This window comes from Streptomyces sp. NPDC007907, from assembly GCF_042959365.1.
Taxonomy (GTDB): domain Bacteria; phylum Actinomycetota; class Actinomycetes; order Streptomycetales; family Streptomycetaceae; genus Streptomyces; species Streptomyces indiaensis.
In genome coordinates, this window is record NZ_JBIBKR010000001.1 from 295,829 (window position 1) to 314,341 (window position 18,513).

16 protein-coding genes are annotated in these 18,513 nt (G+C 71.8%); 8 read left to right on the top strand and 8 right to left on the bottom strand.

What is annotated here, in order from left to right:
- Positions 1 to 160: 160 nt before the first annotated feature.
- From ACFZDI_RS01320 to ACFZDI_RS01335, 4 genes are all read right to left on the bottom strand, one after another.
- A complete protein-coding gene (locus tag ACFZDI_RS01320; protein WP_234849725.1) occupies positions 161 to 2,392 on the bottom strand; it encodes an AAA family ATPase in 2,232 nt (743 codons plus the stop codon).
- 172 nt (positions 2,393 to 2,564) lie between these two features.
- Positions 2,565 to 2,891 (bottom strand): co-chaperone YbbN, encoded by a 327-nt coding sequence (locus ACFZDI_RS01325; protein ID WP_268839700.1) that lies wholly within the window; start codon positions 2,889 to 2,891, stop codon positions 2,565 to 2,567.
- Positions 2,885 to 3,313 (bottom strand): MerR family transcriptional regulator, encoded by a 429-nt coding sequence (locus tag ACFZDI_RS01330; RefSeq protein ID WP_391246995.1) that lies wholly within the window; start codon positions 3,311 to 3,313, stop codon positions 2,885 to 2,887. Before ACFZDI_RS01330 ends, ACFZDI_RS01325 begins: the two co-directional genes overlap by 7 nt.
- Before the next feature lie 29 nt (positions 3,314 to 3,342).
- A complete protein-coding gene (locus ACFZDI_RS01335) occupies positions 3,343 to 3,852 on the bottom strand; it encodes an Lrp/AsnC family transcriptional regulator (RefSeq protein WP_234849728.1) in 510 nt (169 codons plus the stop codon).
- Between the two features lie 45 nt (positions 3,853 to 3,897).
- On the opposite strand from ACFZDI_RS01335, the gene ACFZDI_RS01340 reads away from it, so the two are divergent.
- Positions 3,898 to 4,812, top strand: a complete 915-nt coding sequence (locus ACFZDI_RS01340; RefSeq protein ID WP_391246998.1) for an NAD-dependent epimerase/dehydratase family protein — start codon at positions 3,898 to 3,900, stop codon at positions 4,810 to 4,812.
- 1 nt (position 4,813) lies between these two features.
- On the top strand, positions 4,814 to 5,761 hold the full coding sequence (locus ACFZDI_RS01345; protein ID WP_234849730.1) for an aldo/keto reductase: 948 nt from the start codon (positions 4,814 to 4,816) through the stop codon (positions 5,759 to 5,761).
- A gap of 223 nt (positions 5,762 to 5,984) precedes the next feature.
- On the opposite strand, the gene ACFZDI_RS01350 is transcribed toward ACFZDI_RS01345, so the two are convergent.
- Positions 5,985 to 7,661 (bottom strand): DHA2 family efflux MFS transporter permease subunit, encoded by a 1,677-nt coding sequence (locus ACFZDI_RS01350; RefSeq protein ID WP_391247000.1) that lies wholly within the window; start codon positions 7,659 to 7,661, stop codon positions 5,985 to 5,987.
- A 110-nt stretch (positions 7,662 to 7,771) separates the two neighbouring features.
- Here ACFZDI_RS01350 and ACFZDI_RS01355 point away from each other — a divergent pair, with 110 nt between their 5' ends.
- Positions 7,772 to 8,386, top strand: coding sequence for a TetR/AcrR family transcriptional regulator (locus tag ACFZDI_RS01355; RefSeq protein WP_234849732.1), 615 nt, complete (start codon positions 7,772 to 7,774; stop codon positions 8,384 to 8,386).
- A gap of 82 nt (positions 8,387 to 8,468) precedes the next feature.
- Here the strand turns inward: ACFZDI_RS01355 and ACFZDI_RS01360 are convergent, their stop codons facing one another.
- A complete protein-coding gene (locus tag ACFZDI_RS01360) occupies positions 8,469 to 9,866 on the bottom strand; it encodes a cation:dicarboxylate symporter family transporter (protein ID WP_234849733.1) in 1,398 nt (465 codons plus the stop codon).
- Between the two features lie 198 nt (positions 9,867 to 10,064).
- Between ACFZDI_RS01360 and ACFZDI_RS01365 the strand changes: the two genes are divergently transcribed.
- Positions 10,065 to 11,735: an ATP-binding protein gene (locus ACFZDI_RS01365; protein WP_391247003.1), complete on the top strand. Its 1,671-nt coding sequence runs from the start codon at positions 10,065 to 10,067 to the stop codon at positions 11,733 to 11,735.
- On the top strand, positions 11,732 to 12,421 hold the full coding sequence (locus ACFZDI_RS01370; protein WP_234849735.1) for a response regulator: 690 nt from the start codon (positions 11,732 to 11,734) through the stop codon (positions 12,419 to 12,421). Before ACFZDI_RS01365 ends, ACFZDI_RS01370 begins: the two co-directional genes overlap by 4 nt.
- A gap of 55 nt (positions 12,422 to 12,476) precedes the next feature.
- Here ACFZDI_RS01370 and ACFZDI_RS01375 read toward each other — a convergent pair whose 3' ends face one another.
- The gene (locus ACFZDI_RS01375) at positions 12,477 to 12,935 is read right to left on the bottom strand and encodes a PPOX class F420-dependent oxidoreductase (protein WP_234849736.1); all 459 of its coding nucleotides are present in this window, start codon (positions 12,933 to 12,935) and stop codon (positions 12,477 to 12,479) included.
- A 177-nt stretch (positions 12,936 to 13,112) separates the two neighbouring features.
- Between ACFZDI_RS01375 and ACFZDI_RS01380 the strand changes: the two genes are divergently transcribed.
- Positions 13,113 to 13,865 (top strand): helix-turn-helix transcriptional regulator, encoded by a 753-nt coding sequence (locus ACFZDI_RS01380; protein WP_344368394.1) that lies wholly within the window; start codon positions 13,113 to 13,115, stop codon positions 13,863 to 13,865.
- On the opposite strand, the gene ACFZDI_RS01385 is transcribed toward ACFZDI_RS01380, so the two are convergent.
- Positions 13,862 to 14,887 (bottom strand): ATP-dependent 6-phosphofructokinase, encoded by a 1,026-nt coding sequence (locus tag ACFZDI_RS01385; RefSeq protein ID WP_234848093.1) that lies wholly within the window; start codon positions 14,885 to 14,887, stop codon positions 13,862 to 13,864. The two genes, ACFZDI_RS01380 and ACFZDI_RS01385, sit on opposite strands and share 4 nt — an antisense overlap.
- 242 nt (positions 14,888 to 15,129) lie before the next feature.
- On the opposite strand from ACFZDI_RS01385, the gene pta reads away from it, so the two are divergent.
- Complete coding sequence (pta, locus tag ACFZDI_RS01390) at positions 15,130 to 17,232, top strand: phosphate acetyltransferase (RefSeq protein ID WP_391247006.1); 2,103 nt, start codon at positions 15,130 to 15,132, stop codon at positions 17,230 to 17,232.
- Positions 17,229 to 18,443: an acetate kinase gene (locus ACFZDI_RS01395; protein ID WP_234848095.1), complete on the top strand. Its 1,215-nt coding sequence runs from the start codon at positions 17,229 to 17,231 to the stop codon at positions 18,441 to 18,443. Before pta ends, ACFZDI_RS01395 begins: the two co-directional genes overlap by 4 nt.
- The last annotated feature ends 70 nt before the right edge of the window (positions 18,444 to 18,513 follow it).

Genomic DNA, 18,513 nt, shown 5'->3' on the forward strand with positions numbered 1-18,513 from the left:
ACTCCGGCGACCCCGACCACGGCTGGCCGTGGCCCTGTTGTTCATCGGCGCGGGCTGCGCCACCGAACCGCGCGCCCGCAAGACGGCCGTGACGTCATGACGCTGCTCGCCGTCCTGCGGCAGGCGGGCCCCGTGCCCGGGTGGGCACGGGGCCGTTCCGCTAGGCGAAGGCGTCCGCCAGGGGCTTGGGCAGTGCGCCGGTGTGGAGCACGCCCAGCCGCTGGGTGGCCCGGGTCAGGGCCACGTACAGGTCGCTCGTGCCGTACCGGCCGGGCTCGACCACGAGGACGGAGTCGAACTCCAGGCCCTTGGCCTGGCGCGGGTCGAGCAGAACGACCGACCGGGTGAGGTCGGGCTCGGTGCCGGCCGTGACACCGTCCAGCCGGGCCGCGAGGGAGCGGTGGAGGTCGCGGGGCGCGATGACCGCGAGCCTGCCCTCGTCCGGGGTGAGCTCCCCGACCGCCTTGGCGACGTCGCCGGGAAGGTCGTCGGTGGCGCGTGCCCAGGGGCGTACGCCCGTGGAGCGGACCGAGCTGGGCGGCTCGAACCGCGGGTGCTCGGCACGGACCACGGCCGCGGCGACGTCCATGATCTCGGCCGGGGTGCGGTAGTTGACGCCCAGGCGGGTGTGCTCCCAGCGGTCCTCGACGTACGGCTCGAGGATGCCGGACCAGGACCCGACCCCGGCCGCCTCCGCGGTCTGAGCCGGGTCGCCGACCAGGGTCATCGAACGGGTCGGGCTGCGCCGCATCAGCAGCCGCCACGCCATCGGCGACAGCTCCTGCGCCTCGTCGACGATGATGTGCCCGAACGCCCAGGTGCGGTCGGCGGCGGCGCGCTCGGCGGCGCTGCGGTGGTCGTCCTCCTCGTGCCGCTCGGCGAACCGCTCGGCGTCGATGATGTCGTGCGCGGACAGTACCTCGGAGCCCTCGGGGTCGTCCTCCTCCTTGTCCTCGAACTCATAGGTCCGGGACGCGTAGGAGACGTCGAGCACGCCCTGGGCGTAGGCGATCTGCCGCTGCCGCTCGCGTTCGGCGCGGTCGCGGGCGAGCCGGTCGTCGTCGCCGAGGAGTTCGGCGGCCTCGTCGAGCAGCGGCACGTCCGCCACCGTCCAGCGCCTGGTCACCGGCCGGCGTACGGCGTCGGCGTCCTCGGCGGGCAGGAACTCCTCCGGCGCGGCGAGGAAGTCCGCGACGAGCCGCTGCGGGGTCAGCAGCGGCCACAGCTGGTCGACGGCCGCCCAGACCTCGGGGTTCTCGGCGAGGTCGTCGCGGATCTGGGTGATGTCGCTGGGGTCGAGCAGGCTGGACCCGTCGAAGGGGTCGGTGCCGATCCGTTCGGCGTACAGGTCGGTGAGGGCGTTGAGGATGTGGCCCTCGAAGTGCTCGCGGGCGGCGTTGTGCGGCAGTCCGGCGGCACGGGTGCGCTCGCGGGCGACGTTGACCAGGCCGTCGTCGAGCATGAGGACCTCGCGGTCGTGCTCGATGGCGATCACCGGGTCGGGCAGCGCCTGCCGGCTGCGCACGGCCTCGGCGAGGACGTCGGCCATGTCGGCGCGACCCTTCACCGCGGCCGCCTCGGGCGTGTCGGTCGCGGTCGCCTTCACCCCGGGGAACAGCTCGCCCACGGTCGCGAGCAGCACCCCCGTCTCGCCGAGGGAGGGCAGCACCTCGCCGATGTAGCCGAGGAACGCCGGGTTGGGCCCGACGATCAGCACCGCCCGCTTGGCGAGCAGCTCCCGGTGCTCGTAGAGCAGGTAGGCGGCGCGGTGCAGGGCGACGGCCGTCTTGCCGGTGCCCGGACCACCCTCCACCACCATGACGCCGCGGTGCGGGGCGCGGATGATGCGGTCCTGGTCGGCCTGGATCGTCTGCACGATGTCGCCCATGCGCCCGGTGCGCGCCGAGTTGAGGGCGGCGAGCAGTACGGCGTCGCCCGTCGGGTCCTCGTGGCCGGTGCGGGTCTCGTCGCCGAGGTCGAGGATCTCGTCGTGCAGGTGGGTGACCGTACGGCCGTCGGTGGCGATGTGCCGGCGGCGCCTCAGACCCATCGGGGTGTGGCCGGTGGCCAGGTAGAAGGGGCGGGCGACGTCGGCGCGCCAGTCGATGAGGACCGGGGTGCGTTCGGCGTCGTCCGTGCGCAGGCCGATGCGGCCGATGTGGTGGGTGACGCCCGAGGTGAGGTCGATCCGGCCGAAGCACAGGGAGCCGTCCACCGCGTTCAGCGCGGCGAGCAGCCCGGAGCGCTCGGCGACGAGGATGTCCCGCTCGAGTCTGGCCTGCATGGGGGTGTTGCCCTGCGCGAGCGCGTCCGTGACGGAGGTCTCGGCGTAGCCGCGCAGCGCGTCCACGCGCGCGTACAACCCGTCGATGAATTCCTGTTCCTGGCGCAATTCATCGTCCGGAAATTCGGTGTTTGACAATTCCGCTCCCGCCCGGATATACTGTGCTCACTGAACTTCACTGTGGCTTCATTCGACTTGAAGTCACGAACAGACAAATATACGCAAGGAAATCCCCGGAGCGCAATTGCTCCGGGGATTTCCTGTTGTCCGGGCGGATCGCTCAGATCACATCGGCCAGCTCCTCCAGCAGCTTCCGCTTGGCCCGTGCACCGACCATCGCCTTCACGGGCTCACCGCCCCGGAACACCATGAAGGTCGGCATGGAGAGCACCTTGTAGGCGTTGGTCGTCTCCGGGTTGGCGTCGACGTCCAGCTGCACGACCTTCAGCCGGTCGCCCTCCTCGGTGGCGAGGGCCTTGAGCACCGGGCCCATCTGCCGGCAGGGCGGGCACCAGTCGGCGGTGAACTCCACCAGCACCGGCAGCTCGGCCCCGATCACCTCCGCCTCGAAGTTCGCGTCCGTCACATCCGTCACGCCGGTCACCATGGGTCCCCTCCCAGCTCGCACACGGGTTCCGGACCGCCCGGAACCTCCGCCTCGGCGGCCAGCTCGGCCCGGGCCAGCTCGGCGCGCTCCAACTGCCGCGCGACGGTGTCCCGTACGCCGTTCAGCTGGCCGATCAGCGCGTCGAGTTCGTCCAGCTTGCGCCGGTAGACCGCGAGCGACGCCGGGCACGAGTCGCCTTCGGGGTGCCCGGCGCGCAGGCACTCCACGAAGGGCCGTGTCTCCTCCAGGTCGAACCCGAAGTCCTGGAGCGTCCTGATCTGCCGCAGCAGGCGCAGGTCGCTCTCGTCATAGGTCCGGTATCCGTTGCCGGTGCGCCGCGCGGGCAGCAGGCCCCGCGATTCGTAGTAGCGCAGCGTCCGCGTCGTGGTCCCGGCCCGTGCGGCCAGCTCGCCGATTCGCATGCGGTCGAACGTAATCCTTGACCCCGGCGTCAAGGCAACAGCGGTTTCCGCTCCACCGGGGAGGTCAGCACGATCGACGTGGTGGTGCGGCCCAGCGCCGAGACGGCCTCCAGGACCTCCTCCAGGTGGACGGTGTCGCACACCGCGACCTTGAGGATCCAGCAGTCCTCCCCGACCACGTGGTGCACCTCGGTGATCTCGGGGCGCTCGATCAGCTCCAGGGTCCTGGGGTGCTTCAGGTTGTAGCCGCCGTGCGGGTTGACGCGGATGAAGGCCTGGATTCCGTAGCCGAGCCGGGCCGGCACGACATGGGCGCCGTAGCCGCTGATCACGCCCGCCGCCTCCAGTCGCCGTACCCGTTCGGTGACGGCCGCCGGGCTGAGCCTGACCCGGCGGCCCAGCTCACTGAGCTTGATCCGGCCGTCGGTCTGGAGCAGCTGGAGGATCTGCCGGTCCAGTGCGTCGAAGGCCACCGACGTTTCGTCGGCGGCGCTGCGCGGATGCCGTGGTTCTTTCGGCGCGGCGGCCTGAACTCCCATGGTTCCCCCTTCAGGGCGTGACGGTACGCCGGGAGAATTATGGCCATGGAAAAAGCCCTGGACGTCCTGGTCATCGGCGGCAACCGGTACGTCGGAAAGCGCCTGATCGCCATGCTGCTCGCCGAAGGCCACCGCGTCACCGTGCTGAACCGCGGCTCCTCGCCGCCGCCCGCCGGGGTGGCGCACCTGCGCGCCGACCGGGACGACGAGCGGTCGCTGACCGGCGCGCTCGGCTCGCGCGTCTTCGACGTCGTCGTCGACCAGGTCTGCTACACCCCGCGCCAGGCCGCGCTCGCCCGCCGGGTCTTCACCGGCCGCACCCGGCGCTATGTGATGACGTCGACGGTCGAGGTGTACGAGTACGAGGACTCCCCCGCACTCGTGCGCGAGGAGGCCGTCGACCCGTCCGCCGTCACCGTCGACCTGGAACTGCCCTGGGGCGACCCCGCGTTCGCGGAGGCCCACTACGGGGAGGGCAAGCGGCAGGCCGAGGCGGTCCTCGCGGCCGGCGGCGCGGCGCTGCCGTACACGGCGGTGCGGGTGGCCCATGTGCTGGGCGGGGACGACGACTTCACCGGCCGGCTGGCCCACTACGCCGAGCGGATGCGCTCCGGCGAGCCGATCGCCGTGCCGGCGGTGAACCGGCCGGCCACCTACGCGTACGTCGAGGAGGTCGCCCGCTTCCTGGCCTGGGCGGCGGGCGAGGACTTCACCGGGCCGGTGAACGCCGCCTCGTCCGGGGTGCTGAGCACCGAGGAGCTGTGCGCGGCGGTGGCCGCCCATGTCCCCGGGGGCCGGGCTGAGTTCCGGTCCGTGGAGGTCGGCGAGGTCTCGCCGTTCTCGTTCCGCCGCTCCTACGGCATGGACAACTCCCGGGCCGCCCGGCTCGGTTTCCGCTTCGGCGAGGCCCGGCAGTGGCTGCCGCGTGCCGTCGCCGAGACGCTCGGGAAGGGCGACTGACATGCGGTACAGGACTCTCGGCGGGCTGCGGGTGAGCGCCGTGGGGCTCGGTGCGATGCCGCTGTCCATCGAGGGCAGACCGGACGAGGAGCGTGCCCTGGCGACCGTGCACGCCGCGCTCGACGCCGGTGTGACCCTCCTGGACACGGCCGACTCGTACCACCTGCCGGGGGCGGAGCCCGGCCACAACGAGCGTCTGGTGGCCCGGGCACTGGCTTCCTACGGCGGTGACACCTCCGGCGTCCTGGTGGCGACGAAGGGCGGACGGGGCCGGCCGGCGGGCGGCCACTGGACGGTGGACGGCTCCCCCGGCCACCTCAAGGCCGCCGCCGAGGCGTCGCGCGAGCGGCTGGGCGTCGAGGCGATCGGCCTGTACCAGCTGCACAAGCCCGACCCCGCGGTGCCCTTCGAGGAGTCCGTCGGGGCGCTGCGCGAGCTGCTCGACGCGGGCACGATCCGGCTGGCCGGTGTGTCCAACGCGGACGCGGACCAGATCCGCCGGGCCCGGGAGATCCTCGGCGACCGGCTGGTGTCGGTCCAGAACCGGTACTCCCCCGCCGTCCGGGACAGCGAGCCGGAGCTGCGGCTCTGTGCGGAGCTGGGTCTGGCGTTCCTGCCGTGGAGTCCGCTGGGCGGGCTGGCCCGCAGCTCACTGGACGGGCCCTCACGCACGGAGGGCGAGCGGCGCTTCGCCGCGTTCCACGCGGTGGCGGCGGAGCGCGGTGTCAGTCCCCAACAGATCGGTCTGGCCTGGCTGCTGGGCCGTTCCCCGGCGGTCGTCCCGATCCCGGGGGCGAGCCGTCCGCAGACCATCAGGGACTCGGCGGCCGCGGCGGACCTGCTCCTCACCTCGGAGGAACGCACCCGGCTGGACGAGGCGGCCGTGCCGGTCCGGCCGGTGCACGACAGTGAGGCCGACCAGTCCGGCCCGGCCCCCGCCCGGAAGTGACACCGACCGGGCCTGTCCCGGGCCGCGCACGAGAGTGACGCCGGCCGGCTTCACCCACCCCCGCGCACGAGAATGACGCCGGCCGGTTTCCCCCACCCCCCGCGCGAAAGTGACGCCGACCGCAACCGGGCGGTGGCGCCACTCCCGCGCACTCCGCGAACCCTCGCGAACCCGAGAGTTCCCGCGAGCTCCCGCGAGCTCCCGCGAGCTCCCGCGAGCCGTCCTAGCGGGTCCCCGCGGACTCCAGCTCCCGGCTCTCCTCGACGGGCTCCTCCTCCGCCGCCTTCGGCCTGCCGGGCAGCAGCAGCGCCACCACCAGCGTGCCGACGCCCAGGATCACGGCCCCGATCAGACTGGTGTGCGCGACCGCGTCGGAGAACGCGGACCCGACCGCGTCGGCCATCTGCCGTGCGCCGCCGCCGAGTTGCTCGGCCTGCGTCCGCAGCCGCTCCGCCTGCTGGGGGTCGCCGGTGTGCGCGGCCTGCTCGGCCAGCTGCCGTGCCTTGTCGCCGATGCCCTGGGCGACGGCGTACCCGGCGCCGACGGAGTCCTGGGCCGTGGACAGGGAGGAGGCGGGAAGCTTGCTCCCGGTCGTCGCGTCCGAGAGGTGGCCGGAGTACGAGGTCGCCAGCAGCGAGCCCAGGATGGCGATGCCGAGCGAGCCGCCGAGCTCCAGCGAAGTGTCGTTCACCGCGCCGCCGACGCCGAGCTTCGACTCCGGGAAGGCCCCCATGATGGCGTCGGTGCAGGGCGACAGGGCGAGCCCGATCGAGAGGCCGAGCACGACGAGGGGCGCGACGAAGTCGCCGTACGACGAGGTGGCGTCGACCCGGGCGAGCAGCGCCAGGGCCGTCGTGCCGCCGACCATGCCGGCCGTGACGGTCCACTTCATGCCGACCCGGGGCGTGAGGAGACCGGTGAGGGCGGCGCCCACGAACACGGCACCCGCCAGCGGCAGCATGCGCAGGCCCGTGTCCAGGGCGTCGTAGCCGAGGACGAACTGCAGATGCTGGGTCAGGTAGTAGAAGGCGCCGAAGACCGCCAGGAAGAACAGGGCGACGGCGAGGTTGGAGCCGGCGAAGCCGCGGTCGGCGAAGCGGCGGACGTCGAGCAGCGGGCGCGGGTGGCGCAGCTCCCACAGGACGAAGGCGACGAGCCCGGCTCCGGCGACGACCGCGGCGGTGACGGCCTTGACGCCCCAGCCGAAGTGCGGGCCCTCGATGATCATGTAGACCAGTGCGGCGATCCACACCACCGACAGCAGTCCGCCGCCGTAGTCGATGCGCCCGCGGTCCGCGGCCTTGGACGGCGGGACGAGGACGAAGGCGCCGAGGAGGGCCAGGACCGCGACGGGGACGTTGATGAGGAACGTCGAGGACCAGCCGTGATCCTCCAGCAGCGCTCCGGCGACCAGCGGTCCGGCCGCGATGGCGAGTCCGGCCGTGGCGGTCCACAGGGTGATGGCCTTGGCCCGCTCGGCGCGCGGGAAGGTCGCGGCGAGCAGGGACAGCGTGGCGGGCATGATCATCGCGGCGCCGGCGCCCATCACGGCCCGGGCGGCGATGACGGTCGTGGCGCTGTCGGCGAGGTAGCCGAAGACGGAGCCGGCCGCGAAGACGACCAGTCCGAGGACGAGCGCGCCCCGGCGGCTGTACTTGTCGCCTATCGCGCCGAGCAGCAGCATCAGCGCGGCGTAGGGGACGGTGTAGCCGTCGATGACCCACTGCAGGTCGGCGCTGGTCAGACCCAGGTCCTCGGTCATGGCGGGCGCGGCGACGGTGAGGGCGGTGTTGGCCATCACGATGATCAGCAGGCTGAGGCAGAGCACCAGCAGCGCCCACCAGCGGCGTGCGTAGGGGCGGTCCATCCTCTCGGCCGGTTGGTTCATGACGAGTCGCATGGCAGGGGTCGCCTTCCCGACTGGGGTTGCACATGGGTGTGCATTTACACAACGCTGCGCAATCTACTTCGTTGCACAGTGCTGTGCAACTCGATCGGGGAAGGGGCACAATGACGTCCATGACCACGGGAACCAGCCGCGCCGACGCCAACCGCCGCCGCATCCTCGACGTCGCCCTCGCCGAGCTGCTGCGCGACCCGGACGCGTCGATGGACCAGATCGCACGGGCCGCGGGAGTCGTCCGGCGGACGGTGTACGGGCACTTCCCGAGCCGCGAGGCGCTGATCAGCACGCTCGTCGACGAGGCCGTCGAGGCGCTGTCGGCCGCGCACGCGGCGGGCCGCGAGGACGTGCGGGAACCGGCGGAGGCGGTGGCGTGCTCGGTGCTGGCGGTGTGGGAGATCGCCGACCGCTACCGGCTGCTGGTGGCGCTCGCCCAGCGCACGGTCACCATGCAGGGCATCCGCGAGCGGCTCGCGCCGGTCAGGAAGGAGAGCATCGGGTTGTTGCAACGTGGGCTGGACGACGGGGTCTTCAGCTCGCCGCTGCCGGCCCCGGCGCTGGCGTACGTGCACGAACAGATGCTGTTCGCCGTGATGGAGGCGGTGAACGACGGCCTGCTGACAGCACAGGAGGCGGGCCGCTGCGCCGCGGTCACCGTACTGACCGCGGCGGGCGTGCCCGCCTCGAAGGCCACCGCACTGGTGGCGAAGCTGAACGCTTGATCCGTCTGTGCGCCGGGGGACCGGGCGGCTGAGCGACGGGGGGACGCCCAGCCGCCCGGAATCTGTGGGGGCGGAGCGGCCGTCAGGCCTTCGCCAGTTCCTTCTCGCCTCCCTGCTCGGGCACCTCGGTCTCGGTGCGGTCCTCCGCGGGGCCGCCGTGGTGGTCGTCCAGCAGCGTCTTCTCGTCGAAGGGCAGCCGGCCGGCGAGGACCTGGTTCACGCGGTCCTTGTCGATCTCCTTCGTCCAGGTGCCGATCAGCACGGTGGCCACGGCGTTGCCGGCGAAGTTGGTCAGGGCGCGGGCCTCGCTCATGAAGCGGTCGATGCCGACGATGAGGCCGATGCCGTCCACCAGGGCCGGCTTGTGCGACTGCAGACCACCGGCCAGGGTCGCGAGACCGGCGCCGGTGACACCGGCGGCGCCCTTGGAGGCGACCAGCAGGAAGAGCAGCAGCGGGATCTGCTCGCCGAGCGACATCGGCGTGCCCATGGCGTCGGCGATGAACAGCGAGGCCATGGTCATGTAGATCATGGTGCCGTCGAGGTTGAAGGAGTAGCCGGTCGGGACGGTGATGCCGACCACCGGCTTGCTGACGCCCAGGTGCTCCATCTTCGCGATGAGCCGCGGCAGCGCGGACTCGGACGAGGACGTGGACAGGATCAGCAGGAACTCCCGGCCCAGGTACTTGAACAGCGTGAAGACGTTCAGGCCTGCGACCACGCGCAGCAGGGCGCCGAGCACGATGAAGACGAACAGGAAGCAGGTCACGTAGAAGCCGAGCATCAGCACGGCGAGGCTCTTGAGCGCCTCCAGGCCGGCCGAGCCGGTGACGGCGGCGATGGCGCCGAAGGCACCGATCGGGGCGGCCCACATGACCATCGCGAGGATGCGGAAGACGAGCCGCTGGATGTGCTCGATGCCGCGCAGGATCGGCTGGCCGGCCGAGCCCATGCCCTGCAGCGCGAAGCCCGCGAGCAGCGCGATCAGCAGCGTCTGCAGCACCGACTCGCTGGTGAAGGCGGAGACGATGGTCGTCGGGATGATGCCGAGCAGGAACTCCGTGGTGTCCTTGGCCTCGGAGTCGATCTGCGCGTGACCGGCGTCCTTGATCGCATCGGTCACCGCGAGGCCGGTGCCCGGCTCCAGGATGTTGCCGACGACCAGACCGATGCCCAGCGCGACCAGCGACATGACCATGAAGTAGCCCAGGGCGATACCGCCCACGGCGCCGACCTTCGCGGCCTTGCGCACCGAGCCGATGCCCAGCACGATCGTGCAGAAGATGATCGGCGAGATCATCATCTTGATCAGGGCCACGAACCCGGTGCCGATCGGCTTCAGCCCGACAGCGAAGTCCGGCGCGGCCAGGCCCACCGCGATACCGGCGGCGACCGCGATGATCACCGCGATGTAGAGGTAGTGCGTGCGGTCCCGCTTGGGTTTGCGTGCGGCAGGTGCCGTATCGGCTGCGCTGGTCACGGCGGCCCTCCTTGACGACGTCGTCGGCATCACCGGCGTGCGGCTCACGTCCGGAAAAGACTCCGGGAGGCCCGGGAAATTCGGAGCGGGGCTCCCGGAGATGCGTGATGGGGAATGCCGTGACTATGTCCTGCTCTGTGAGCGCGGTCACCCTTCCGTTCATTTAGTTCACAATCAGCCACGGTGCAGACTGACGGCATGCGCCTCACCGTCCCCGGCCCCCGCAGTCTGGCGGGCCAGCTGTTCGCCATGCAGGCCGTGCTGATAGCGGTCGTCGTGGCCGGATACGCGCTGTTCTCCTACGTCAGCGACCGCAGCCAGGCCGAGGAGGCGGCGACGCGCCAGGCCAGGGCGGTGGCCCGCTCGGTAGCCGATTCCCCGTCGGTGCTGGCCGCGACCCGCGCCCCCGACCCGACCGCCGAGCTCCAGCCGTACGCGCTGAAGGTGATGCGGGACACCGAGGTCGACTTCATCACGATCATGGATCCGCGGGGCATCCGCTGGACGCACCCCGACCCGAAGCAGATCGGCCAGACCTTCCGGGGGCACACCGAGCGGGCCCTGAAGGGCGAGACCTTCACCGAGACCTATACGGGCACGCTCGGCCCGTCGGTCCGCGCGGTCACCCCGATCCGGGACGGCAGCAGGGTGGTCGGCCTGGTCAGCGCCGGGATCCGGGTCGAGCAGATCACCCAGCGGGTCCAGGACCAGCTGACGGCCCTGCTCGGTGTGGCGGCCGGCGCGCTGGTGCTGGGCGCGGTCGGCACGTACGTCATCAACGCCCGGCTGCGCCGCCACACCCACGGCATGAACGCGACCGAGCTCAGCCGGATGCACGACTACCATCAGGCCGCCCTGCATGCCGTGCGCGAGGGCCTGCTGATGCTGGACGGGCAGTACCGTGTGGCGCTGATCAACGACGGAGGTCGGGAGTTGCTCGGCGTGGCCGGGGACGTGGTGGGCAGGTCGGTGGCCGAACTGGGGCTGCCGGCCCCGCTGACGGGTGCCCTGCTCGCCTCGGAACCGCGCGTGGACGAGGTCCATCTGACGGCGTCCCGGGTCCTGGTGATCAACACCTCACCGGTGTCGGGCGGCGAGCGGCGCGGTACCGTCGTCACCCTGCGCGATGTCACCGAACTCCAGTCGCTGATGGGCGAGTTGGATTCCGAGCGCGGCTTCACACAGGCGCTGCGCTCACAGGCGCACGAGGCGGCCAACCGGCTGCACACCGTCGTGTCACTGATCGAGCTGGGGCGGGCGGAGGAAGCGGTGGAGTTCGCGACGGCCGAGCTGGAGCTGGCGCAGGCACTGACCGACCAGGTCGTGGCGGCGGTGAGCGAGCCGGTGCTGGCGGCGCTGCTGCTGGGCAAGACGGCCCAGGCGAACGAGCGGGGCGTGGAGCTGATGGTGTCGGAGGACAGCAGCCTGGACGACGGTCTGCTGCCCGAGACCCTGCCGGCGCGGGACCTGGTGACCATCCTCGGCAACCTCATCGACAACGCCGTGGACGCGGCGCAGGGCAGTGTCCGGGCCCGGGTGACGGTGGCGGCCTACACCCGCGACCGCGGTGACGTCCCGGAACTGGTGCTGCGGGTCTCGGACACCGGCCCGGGCGTCGATCCCGAGCACGCCGAGGCGGTCTTCCAGCGGGGCTTCTCGACGAAGCCCGCGGGACCGGGCGGCCGGGGGCTCGGGCTGGCGCTCGTCCGGCAGGCGGCCCAGCGGCACGGAGGCTCCCTGACGGTCGCGGAGGCCGACGGGGGCGGGGCGGAGTTCGAGGTACGGCTGCCGCTGCGGGAGCCGGGGACGGCGGCCGGGGGCGTGCCCTCCGGGGCCTCGGTGGCCAGAGGCGCTGGAGGCGACGCATGACGAGCAGCGAGAAGGCCATCCGGGTCCTGGTCGTGGAGGACGACCCGGTCGCAGCCGACGCGCACGTCCTGTACGTCGGCCGGGTGCCGGGGTTCGCGGCCGTGGGCAAGGCGCACTCGGGCGCGGAGGCCCGCCGGGTCCTGGAGCGCACCCCGGTGGACCTCCTGCTGCTCGATCTGCACCTGCCCGACGTGCACGGACTGCACCTGGCCCGGTCCCTGAGGGCGGCCGGCCACCACGCGGACGTGATAGCGGTGACGTCGGCGCGCGACCTGGCCGTCGTCCGTGAGGGCGTCTCGCTCGGTGTCGTGCAGTACGTCCTGAAGCCGTTCACCTTCGCGACCCTGCGCGACCGCCTGGTGCGCTACGCCGAGTTCCACGCGGCGGTCGGCGAGGCGAGCGGCCAGGACGAGGTGGACCGGGCGCTCGCGGCCCTGCGGGCGCCGGGCCCGGCCGCGCTGCCCAAGGGGCTGAGCGCGCCGACGCTGGAGCGGGTGACGGTGGCCCTGCGCGACAGCGCCGAGGGCCTGACGGCCGCCGGCGTCGCGGAGACGGTGGGCATCTCCCGCATCACGGCCCGCCGTTACCTGGAGCACCTGGTCGACGCGGGCCGCGCCGAACGCCGCCCGCAGTACGGCACGGTGGGCCGGCCGGAGCTGCAGTACCGCTGGGTGTCGGGGCAGTGAGGCTGTGACGGCCCGCCGGCCGGGACGCCGTGATCCACAGCCCTGAGAAGACGGCTCAGCCGGCCGGCTCCTCCGGCAGGACGCCCGCCCGGAACGGCTCGACGCCCTCAAGCCTCCGCACCCGCGTCGGCTCGATCAGCAGCATGACCCGGCGCTCCCCCGGCAGCAGCCACGGGTACCGGTCCTCGCCGAGGTACTTGCGCGCCAGCCGGTCCATCGCCCGCTCCGCGTCCTCGCCCTCCACGAACCGGACGACCCTGCCCCGGATCTCCGCGCGGTCGTACGGGTTCTCGGGGTCGTGGTGGGACAGCGAAACGTACGGATTGCGCCGCAGATTCTCCTCCTTCACCCGCCCGACCGAGGTGTTGACCATGACGTACTCCCCTTCGATGTCCGCCCACATGGGCGACACCTGGGGCGCCCCGTCCGCCCCCACCGTCGCGAGGTGCCAGAAGTTCGGTGCGCGAAGACGCTCGCGAATATGCCCGTTGAGCTTGCCGTTCACGTGAGTCACTGCCTTTCCGGGCCCGTGATCACCGGACCCGGCGCCATCCTCGCCCGGCCGGCGCCCCGCCCGACAGACGATCTTCGGCCCCGGTCGAACCCGTCGGTAGCCGTAGCTTCCTACAATCCGTGATCCTGGCCGAACTGACCGTAGTCAGTGTGTTCCGGCCGTCCTAGCTTGTGAGCCGTGCGCCGACCTTCAGCCCGACCGAACCAGCCGTCTCCCCCTCACCCCGCGCAGACCGCCCCCACGCCCCCGCCGTTCAACGCCCCCGCCGCCCGCCGGCTGCGCGCGGCCCTCGGCATGGCACCCGAACACGTCGCCCACGGCATGCGCATCTCGTACGGGCATCCCCACATCACCCCGGACGACGTGAGGGCCTGGGAACGCGGGGCCGCCGCCCCGAGCGGCTCCGAACTCACCGCGCTCGCGGGCGTGCTGTGGTGCTCGCCCGCCGAACTGATCGGCAGACCGCGCACCCTGCGCGAACACCGCATCGCCCGCTGCCTCGCCCCGGAGGACGTGGCCCGGGCCGTGGGGCACGACGTGCACGCGTATCTGCGCATGGAGGAGACCGACACCTGGCGCGGCACGGAACGCCAGGCCGGCGCCCTCGCCGAGCTGCTCGGGCTCACGCTGCCCGACTTCGTGTCCGTCACCGGCCGTGACGCCAAGCTGGGCGGCCTGCTGCGCAGCGCGGCCACGACCCGCTGGCAGGCCTACGTCCGTCCGGTGGCCAAGCTCGTCCCCCTGGACCGCCGGTTCCTCGAGGCAGCCCTGCAGGGTCTGCACGAGGACTACCAGGGCCACATGGCCGCCACCCTCAGCTGGGGCGGCGGCAGGGGCGACGCGGGCGGCGCCGGCCAGGAGTTCCTGGACCGGATCGTGGAGCACTTCTGGGCGAAGCTCCAGGACGACACCGGCCCGGAGGCCGGTTAGAAGACCGACTCGGCCTCGTCCATGCGGTCCTTCGGCACGGTCTTCAGCTCGGTCACGGCCTCGGCGAGCGGGACCATCACGATGTCCGTCCCGCGCAGGGCGGTCATCCTGCCGAACTGCTCCTGGTGCGCCGCCTCCACCGCGTGCCAGCCGAAGCGCGTGGCGAGCACCCGGTCGTAGGCGGTCGGCACACCACCGCGCTGGACGTGGCCGAGGATGACCGGCTTGGCCTCCTTGCCGAGCCGCCGCTCCAGCTCGTGGGCGAGGGCGGTGCCGATGCCCTGGAAGCGCTCGTGGCCGAACTTGTCTATGGCGCCCTTGTTGTAGTCCATGGAGCCCTCGGCGGGGTGGGCGCCCTCGGCGACGCAGACCACCGCGAACTTCTTGCCGCGCGAGAAGCGCTCCTCGACCATCTTCACGAGGTCGGCCGGATCGAACGGCCGCTCCGGCAGACAGATGCCGTGCGCACCGGCCGCCATGCCGGACTCCAGGGCGATCCACCCCGCGTGCCGGCCCATGACCTCCACGACCATCACGCGCTGGTGGGACTCGGCGGTGGTCTTCAGCCGGTCCATCGCCTCGGTGGCGACCCCCACCGCTGTGTCGAAACCGAAGGTGCGGTCCGTGGAGGAGATGTCGTTGTCGATCGTCTTCGGGACACCCACGACGGGCAGGCCCGCGTCGCTCAGCATGCGCGCGGCCGTCAGCGTGCCCTCGCCGCCGATCGGGATCAGCGCGTCGATGCCGAACTGGTGGATCATGTCGGAGGCGTTCTCGCAGGCCTCGCGGAGGCGGTCCCGCTCCAGCCGGGACGACCCGAGGATCGTGCCGCCGCGGGCCAGGATGCCGCTGACGGACTCCAGGTCGAGACTGCGGTAGCGGCCGTCCAGCAGGCCGGCGTACCCGTCCTCGAAGCCGATGACCTCGTCGCCGTAGTGGTCGACCGCCCGGTGCACGACCGACCGGATCACGGCGTTCAGGCCGGGGCAGTCGCCGCCTGCGGTGAGAACTCCGATACGCATCGTGCTGTGTCTCCTGCTCGCTGTTGACACCGGTGAGCCACTGCCGATTGTTTCACGCTCCACGACCGGCTGTGGCACCCCGGCCTGACGGGCGCCTTATCTAGCGGCAGAGGTATTGTCAAGAGGGTTCTGCTCACCTCGGTGGGCGATTTTTGTGCCCCGGGCTGGATAGCAGTGGGGCGAGAGGCCTACCCCCATCAGACCCTCATCCGACCCTCATCCGAGACGAACGGAGAGCGCGCGTGACCCGCAGCGTGTACGTGACCGGCATCGACCGCGGCGACGGACGCCAGGTCGTCGAACTGGGGGTCATGGAGCTCCTCACCCGGCAGGTCGACCGGGTCGGTGTGTTCCGCCCCCTGGTCCACGACGGGCCCGACCGCCTCTTCGAGCTGCTGCGCGCCCGCTACCGGCTCACCCAGGACCCGTCGACCGTCTACGGCATGGACTACCACGAGGCGTCCGCCCTCCAGGCCGAGGCCGGCACGGACGAGCTGGTGTCCACCCTCGTCGACCGCTTCCACCGGGTCGCCCGGGACTACGACGTCGTGCTCGTCCTCGGCACCGACTACGCCGGCACCCAGCTGCCCGACGAGCTGTCGCTCAACGCCCGGCTGGCGAACGAGTTCGGCGCGTCCGTGATCCCCGTCGTCGGCGGCCGCAAGCAGACCGTCGAGTCCGTGCTCGCCGAGACGCGCAACGCCTACCGCGCCTACGACACTCTGGGCTGCGACGTGCTGGCCATGGTCGCCAACCGGGTGGCCCGCGAGGACCGCGACGAGATCGCCGGACAGCTCGACTCCCGGCTGCCGGTGCCCTGTTACGTCCTGCCCGACGAGCCCGCGCTGTCCGCGCCGACCGTCTCGCAGATCGGCCAAGCCCTCGGCGCCAAGGTGGTGCTGGGCGACGACTCGGGGCTCGCGCGGGACGTGCTCGGCTTCGTCTTCGGCGGTGCGATGCTGCCGAACTTCCTGGGCGCCCTGACCCCCGGCTGCCTGGTCGTCACCCCGGGCGACCGGGCCGACCTGGTCGTCGGGGCACTCGCCGCGCACAGCGCCGGCACCCCGCCGATAGCGGGCGTGCTGCTCACCCTGGACGAGGTGCCCGGCGACCGCATCCTCACCCTCGCCGACCGCCTCGCCCCCGGCACGCCCGTGCTGTCGGTGGCCGGCACCAGCTTTCCCACCGCCGAGCAGCTGTTCTCCCTGGAGGGCAAGCTGAACGCGGCCACTCCGCGCAAGGCGGAGCGGGCCCTCGGCCTGTTCGAGCGGTACGCCGACACCGCCGACCTCGCCCGCCGGGTCTCCGCGCCGAGCAGCGACCGCGTCACGCCGATGATGTTCGAGCACAAGCTGCTGGAGCAGGCCCGTTCCGACCTGCGCCGGGTGGTGCTGCCCGAGGGCACCGAGGAGCGGGTGCTGCACGCCGCCGAGGTGCTGCTGCGCCGCGGCGTGTGCGAACTGACGCTGCTCGGGCCGGTCGACCAGATCCGCAAGAAGGCCGCCGACCTCGGCATCGACCTCGGCGAGTCCCAGCTGATCGACCCGGCGACCTCCGAGCTGCGGGACACCTTCGCCGAGCAGTACGCGGCCCTGCGCGCCCATCGGGGCGTCACCGTGGAGCTGGCCTACGACGTCGTCTCCGACGTGAACTACTTCGGCACGCTGATGGTGCAGGAGGGCCTCGCCGACGGCATGGTGTCGGGCTCGGTGCACTCCACGGCCGCGACCATCCGCCCGGCCTTCGAGATCATCAAGACCAAGCCGGACGCGGACATCGTCTCGTCGGTGTTCTTCATGTGCCTGGCCGACAAGGTCCTCGTCTACGGCGACTGCGCGGTCAACCCGGACCCCAACGCCGAGCAGCTGGCCGACATCGCCATCCAGTCGGCGACCACGGCCGAGCAGTTCGGCGTGGAGCCGCGCATCGCGATGCTGTCGTACTCCACCGGCACCTCCGGCTCCGGCGCCGACGTCGACAAGGTCCGCGAGGCCACCGAGCTGGTCCGCTCCCGCCGCCCCGACCTGAAGATCGAGGGCCCGATCCAGTACGACGCCGCCGTGGAGCCGTCGGTCGCGGCGACCAAACTGCCCGGTTCCGAGGTCGCCGGGCAGGCGAGCGTGCTGATCTTCCCCGACCTGAACACCGGCAACAACACCTACAAGGCCGTGCAGCGCTCGGCCGGCGCGATCGCGGTCGGCCCGGTGCTGCAGGGTCTGCGCAAGCCGGTCAACGACCTGTCCCGGGGCGCCCTCGTCCAGGACATCGTCAACACGGTCGCCATCACGGCGATCCAGGCCCAGTCCCCCGCCCCGTCCCCGAGCGAGAAGGCAACCGCCCAGTGAGCCCCACCCGCGTCCTCGTCCTCAACTCCGGTTCCTCCTCCCTGAAGTACCAGCTGCTCGACATGCGCGACAGCAGCCGGCTGGCGGTGGGCCTGGTGGAGCGCATCGGCGAGCAGACCTCCCGCCTGAAGCACACCCCGGCCGGCGGCGAGAGCCGGGAGCGCGGCGGGGCGATCGCCGATCACGACGGCGCCCTGAAGGCCGTGGCCGAGGAGCTCGCCAGGGACGGCCTCGGGCTGGACTCGCCGGAGCTGGCCGCGATCGGGCACCGGGTGGTGCACGGCGGGAAGTTCTTCACCGAGCCGACCGTGATCGACGACGCCGTGCTGGCCGAGATCGAGCGGCTCATCCCCGTGGCGCCGCTGCACAACCCGGCCAACCTCACCGGCATCCGCACGGCGCAGGCGCTGCGGCCGGACCTGCCGCAGGTCGCCGTCTTCGACACCGCGTTCCACACGACGATGCCGGAGTCGGCCGCCCGCTACGCGATCGACGTCAAGACCGCCGACGAGCACCGCATCCGCCGCTACGGCTTCCACGGCACCTCCCACGCCTACGTCTCCCGGGCCACCGCCGAGCTGCTGGGCAAGGACCCGGCCGAGACCAACGTGATCGTGCTGCACCTGGGCAACGGGGCCTCGGCGTCGGCCGTGCGGGGCGGTCGCTGCGTGGACACCTCCATGGGGCTGACGCCTTTGGAGGGGCTCGTGATGGGTACGCGCTCCGGAGACATGGACCCGGCCGTCATCTTCCATTTGATGCGTGTTGGTGGAATGTCCGCCGACGAGATCGACACTCTTCTCAACAAGAAGAGCGGTCTGATCGGTCTGTGCGGCGACAACGACATGCGGGAGATCCGCCGGCGCGTCGACGAGGGCGACGAGCAGGCGGAGCTGGCGTTCGACATCTACATTCACCGCCTGAAGAAGTACATCGGCGCCTATTACGCCGTGCTCGGACGGGTGGACGCGGTCGCCTTCACGGCCGGTGTGGGCGAGAACGCGGCTCCTGTGCGGGCGGCCGCCCTGACGGGGCTGGAGGAGCTGGGCCTTGCGGTGGACGGTGAGCGCAACGCCGTACGCGGCGACGAGGCGCGGCTGATCTCGCCCGAGGGCGCGCGGGTCGCGGTGGCGGTGGTGCCTACTGACGAGGAATTGGAGATCGCGACACAGACCTACGCGCTGGTAATTGGTTCGGGGAATCACACCTGAGCGGCATGCCGCCCTTTTGTATTTTCCGCCAGACGGAATATTCCGTTGCGAAACAAACCGATAGGATCGC

Bases quoted from the DNA above. Each gene is read 5' to 3' on its own strand.
- ACFZDI_RS01325 (WP_268839700.1), bottom strand. From the start codon at position 2,891: ATGGTGACCGGCGTGACGGATGTGACGGACGCGAACTTCGAGGCGGAG.
- ACFZDI_RS01330 (WP_391246995.1), bottom strand. From the start codon at position 3,313: ATGCGAATCGGCGAGCTGGCCGCACGGGCCGGGACCACGACGCGGACG.
- ACFZDI_RS01335 (WP_234849728.1), bottom strand. From the start codon at position 3,852: ATGGGAGTTCAGGCCGCCGCGCCGAAAGAACCACGGCATCCGCGCAGC.
- ACFZDI_RS01340 (WP_391246998.1), top strand. From the start codon at position 3,898: ATGGAAAAAGCCCTGGACGTCCTGGTCATCGGCGGCAACCGGTACGTC.
- ACFZDI_RS01345 (WP_234849730.1), top strand. From the start codon at position 4,814: ATGCGGTACAGGACTCTCGGCGGGCTGCGGGTGAGCGCCGTGGGGCTC.
- ACFZDI_RS01350 (WP_391247000.1), bottom strand. From the start codon at position 7,661: ATGCGACTCGTCATGAACCAACCGGCCGAGAGGATGGACCGCCCCTAC.
- ACFZDI_RS01355 (WP_234849732.1), top strand. From the start codon at position 7,772: ATGACGTCCATGACCACGGGAACCAGCCGCGCCGACGCCAACCGCCGC.
- ACFZDI_RS01365 (WP_391247003.1), top strand. From the start codon at position 10,065: ATGCGCCTCACCGTCCCCGGCCCCCGCAGTCTGGCGGGCCAGCTGTTC.
- ACFZDI_RS01370 (WP_234849735.1), top strand. From the start codon at position 11,732: ATGACGAGCAGCGAGAAGGCCATCCGGGTCCTGGTCGTGGAGGACGAC.
- ACFZDI_RS01385 (WP_234848093.1), bottom strand. From the start codon at position 14,887: ATGCGTATCGGAGTTCTCACCGCAGGCGGCGACTGCCCCGGCCTGAAC.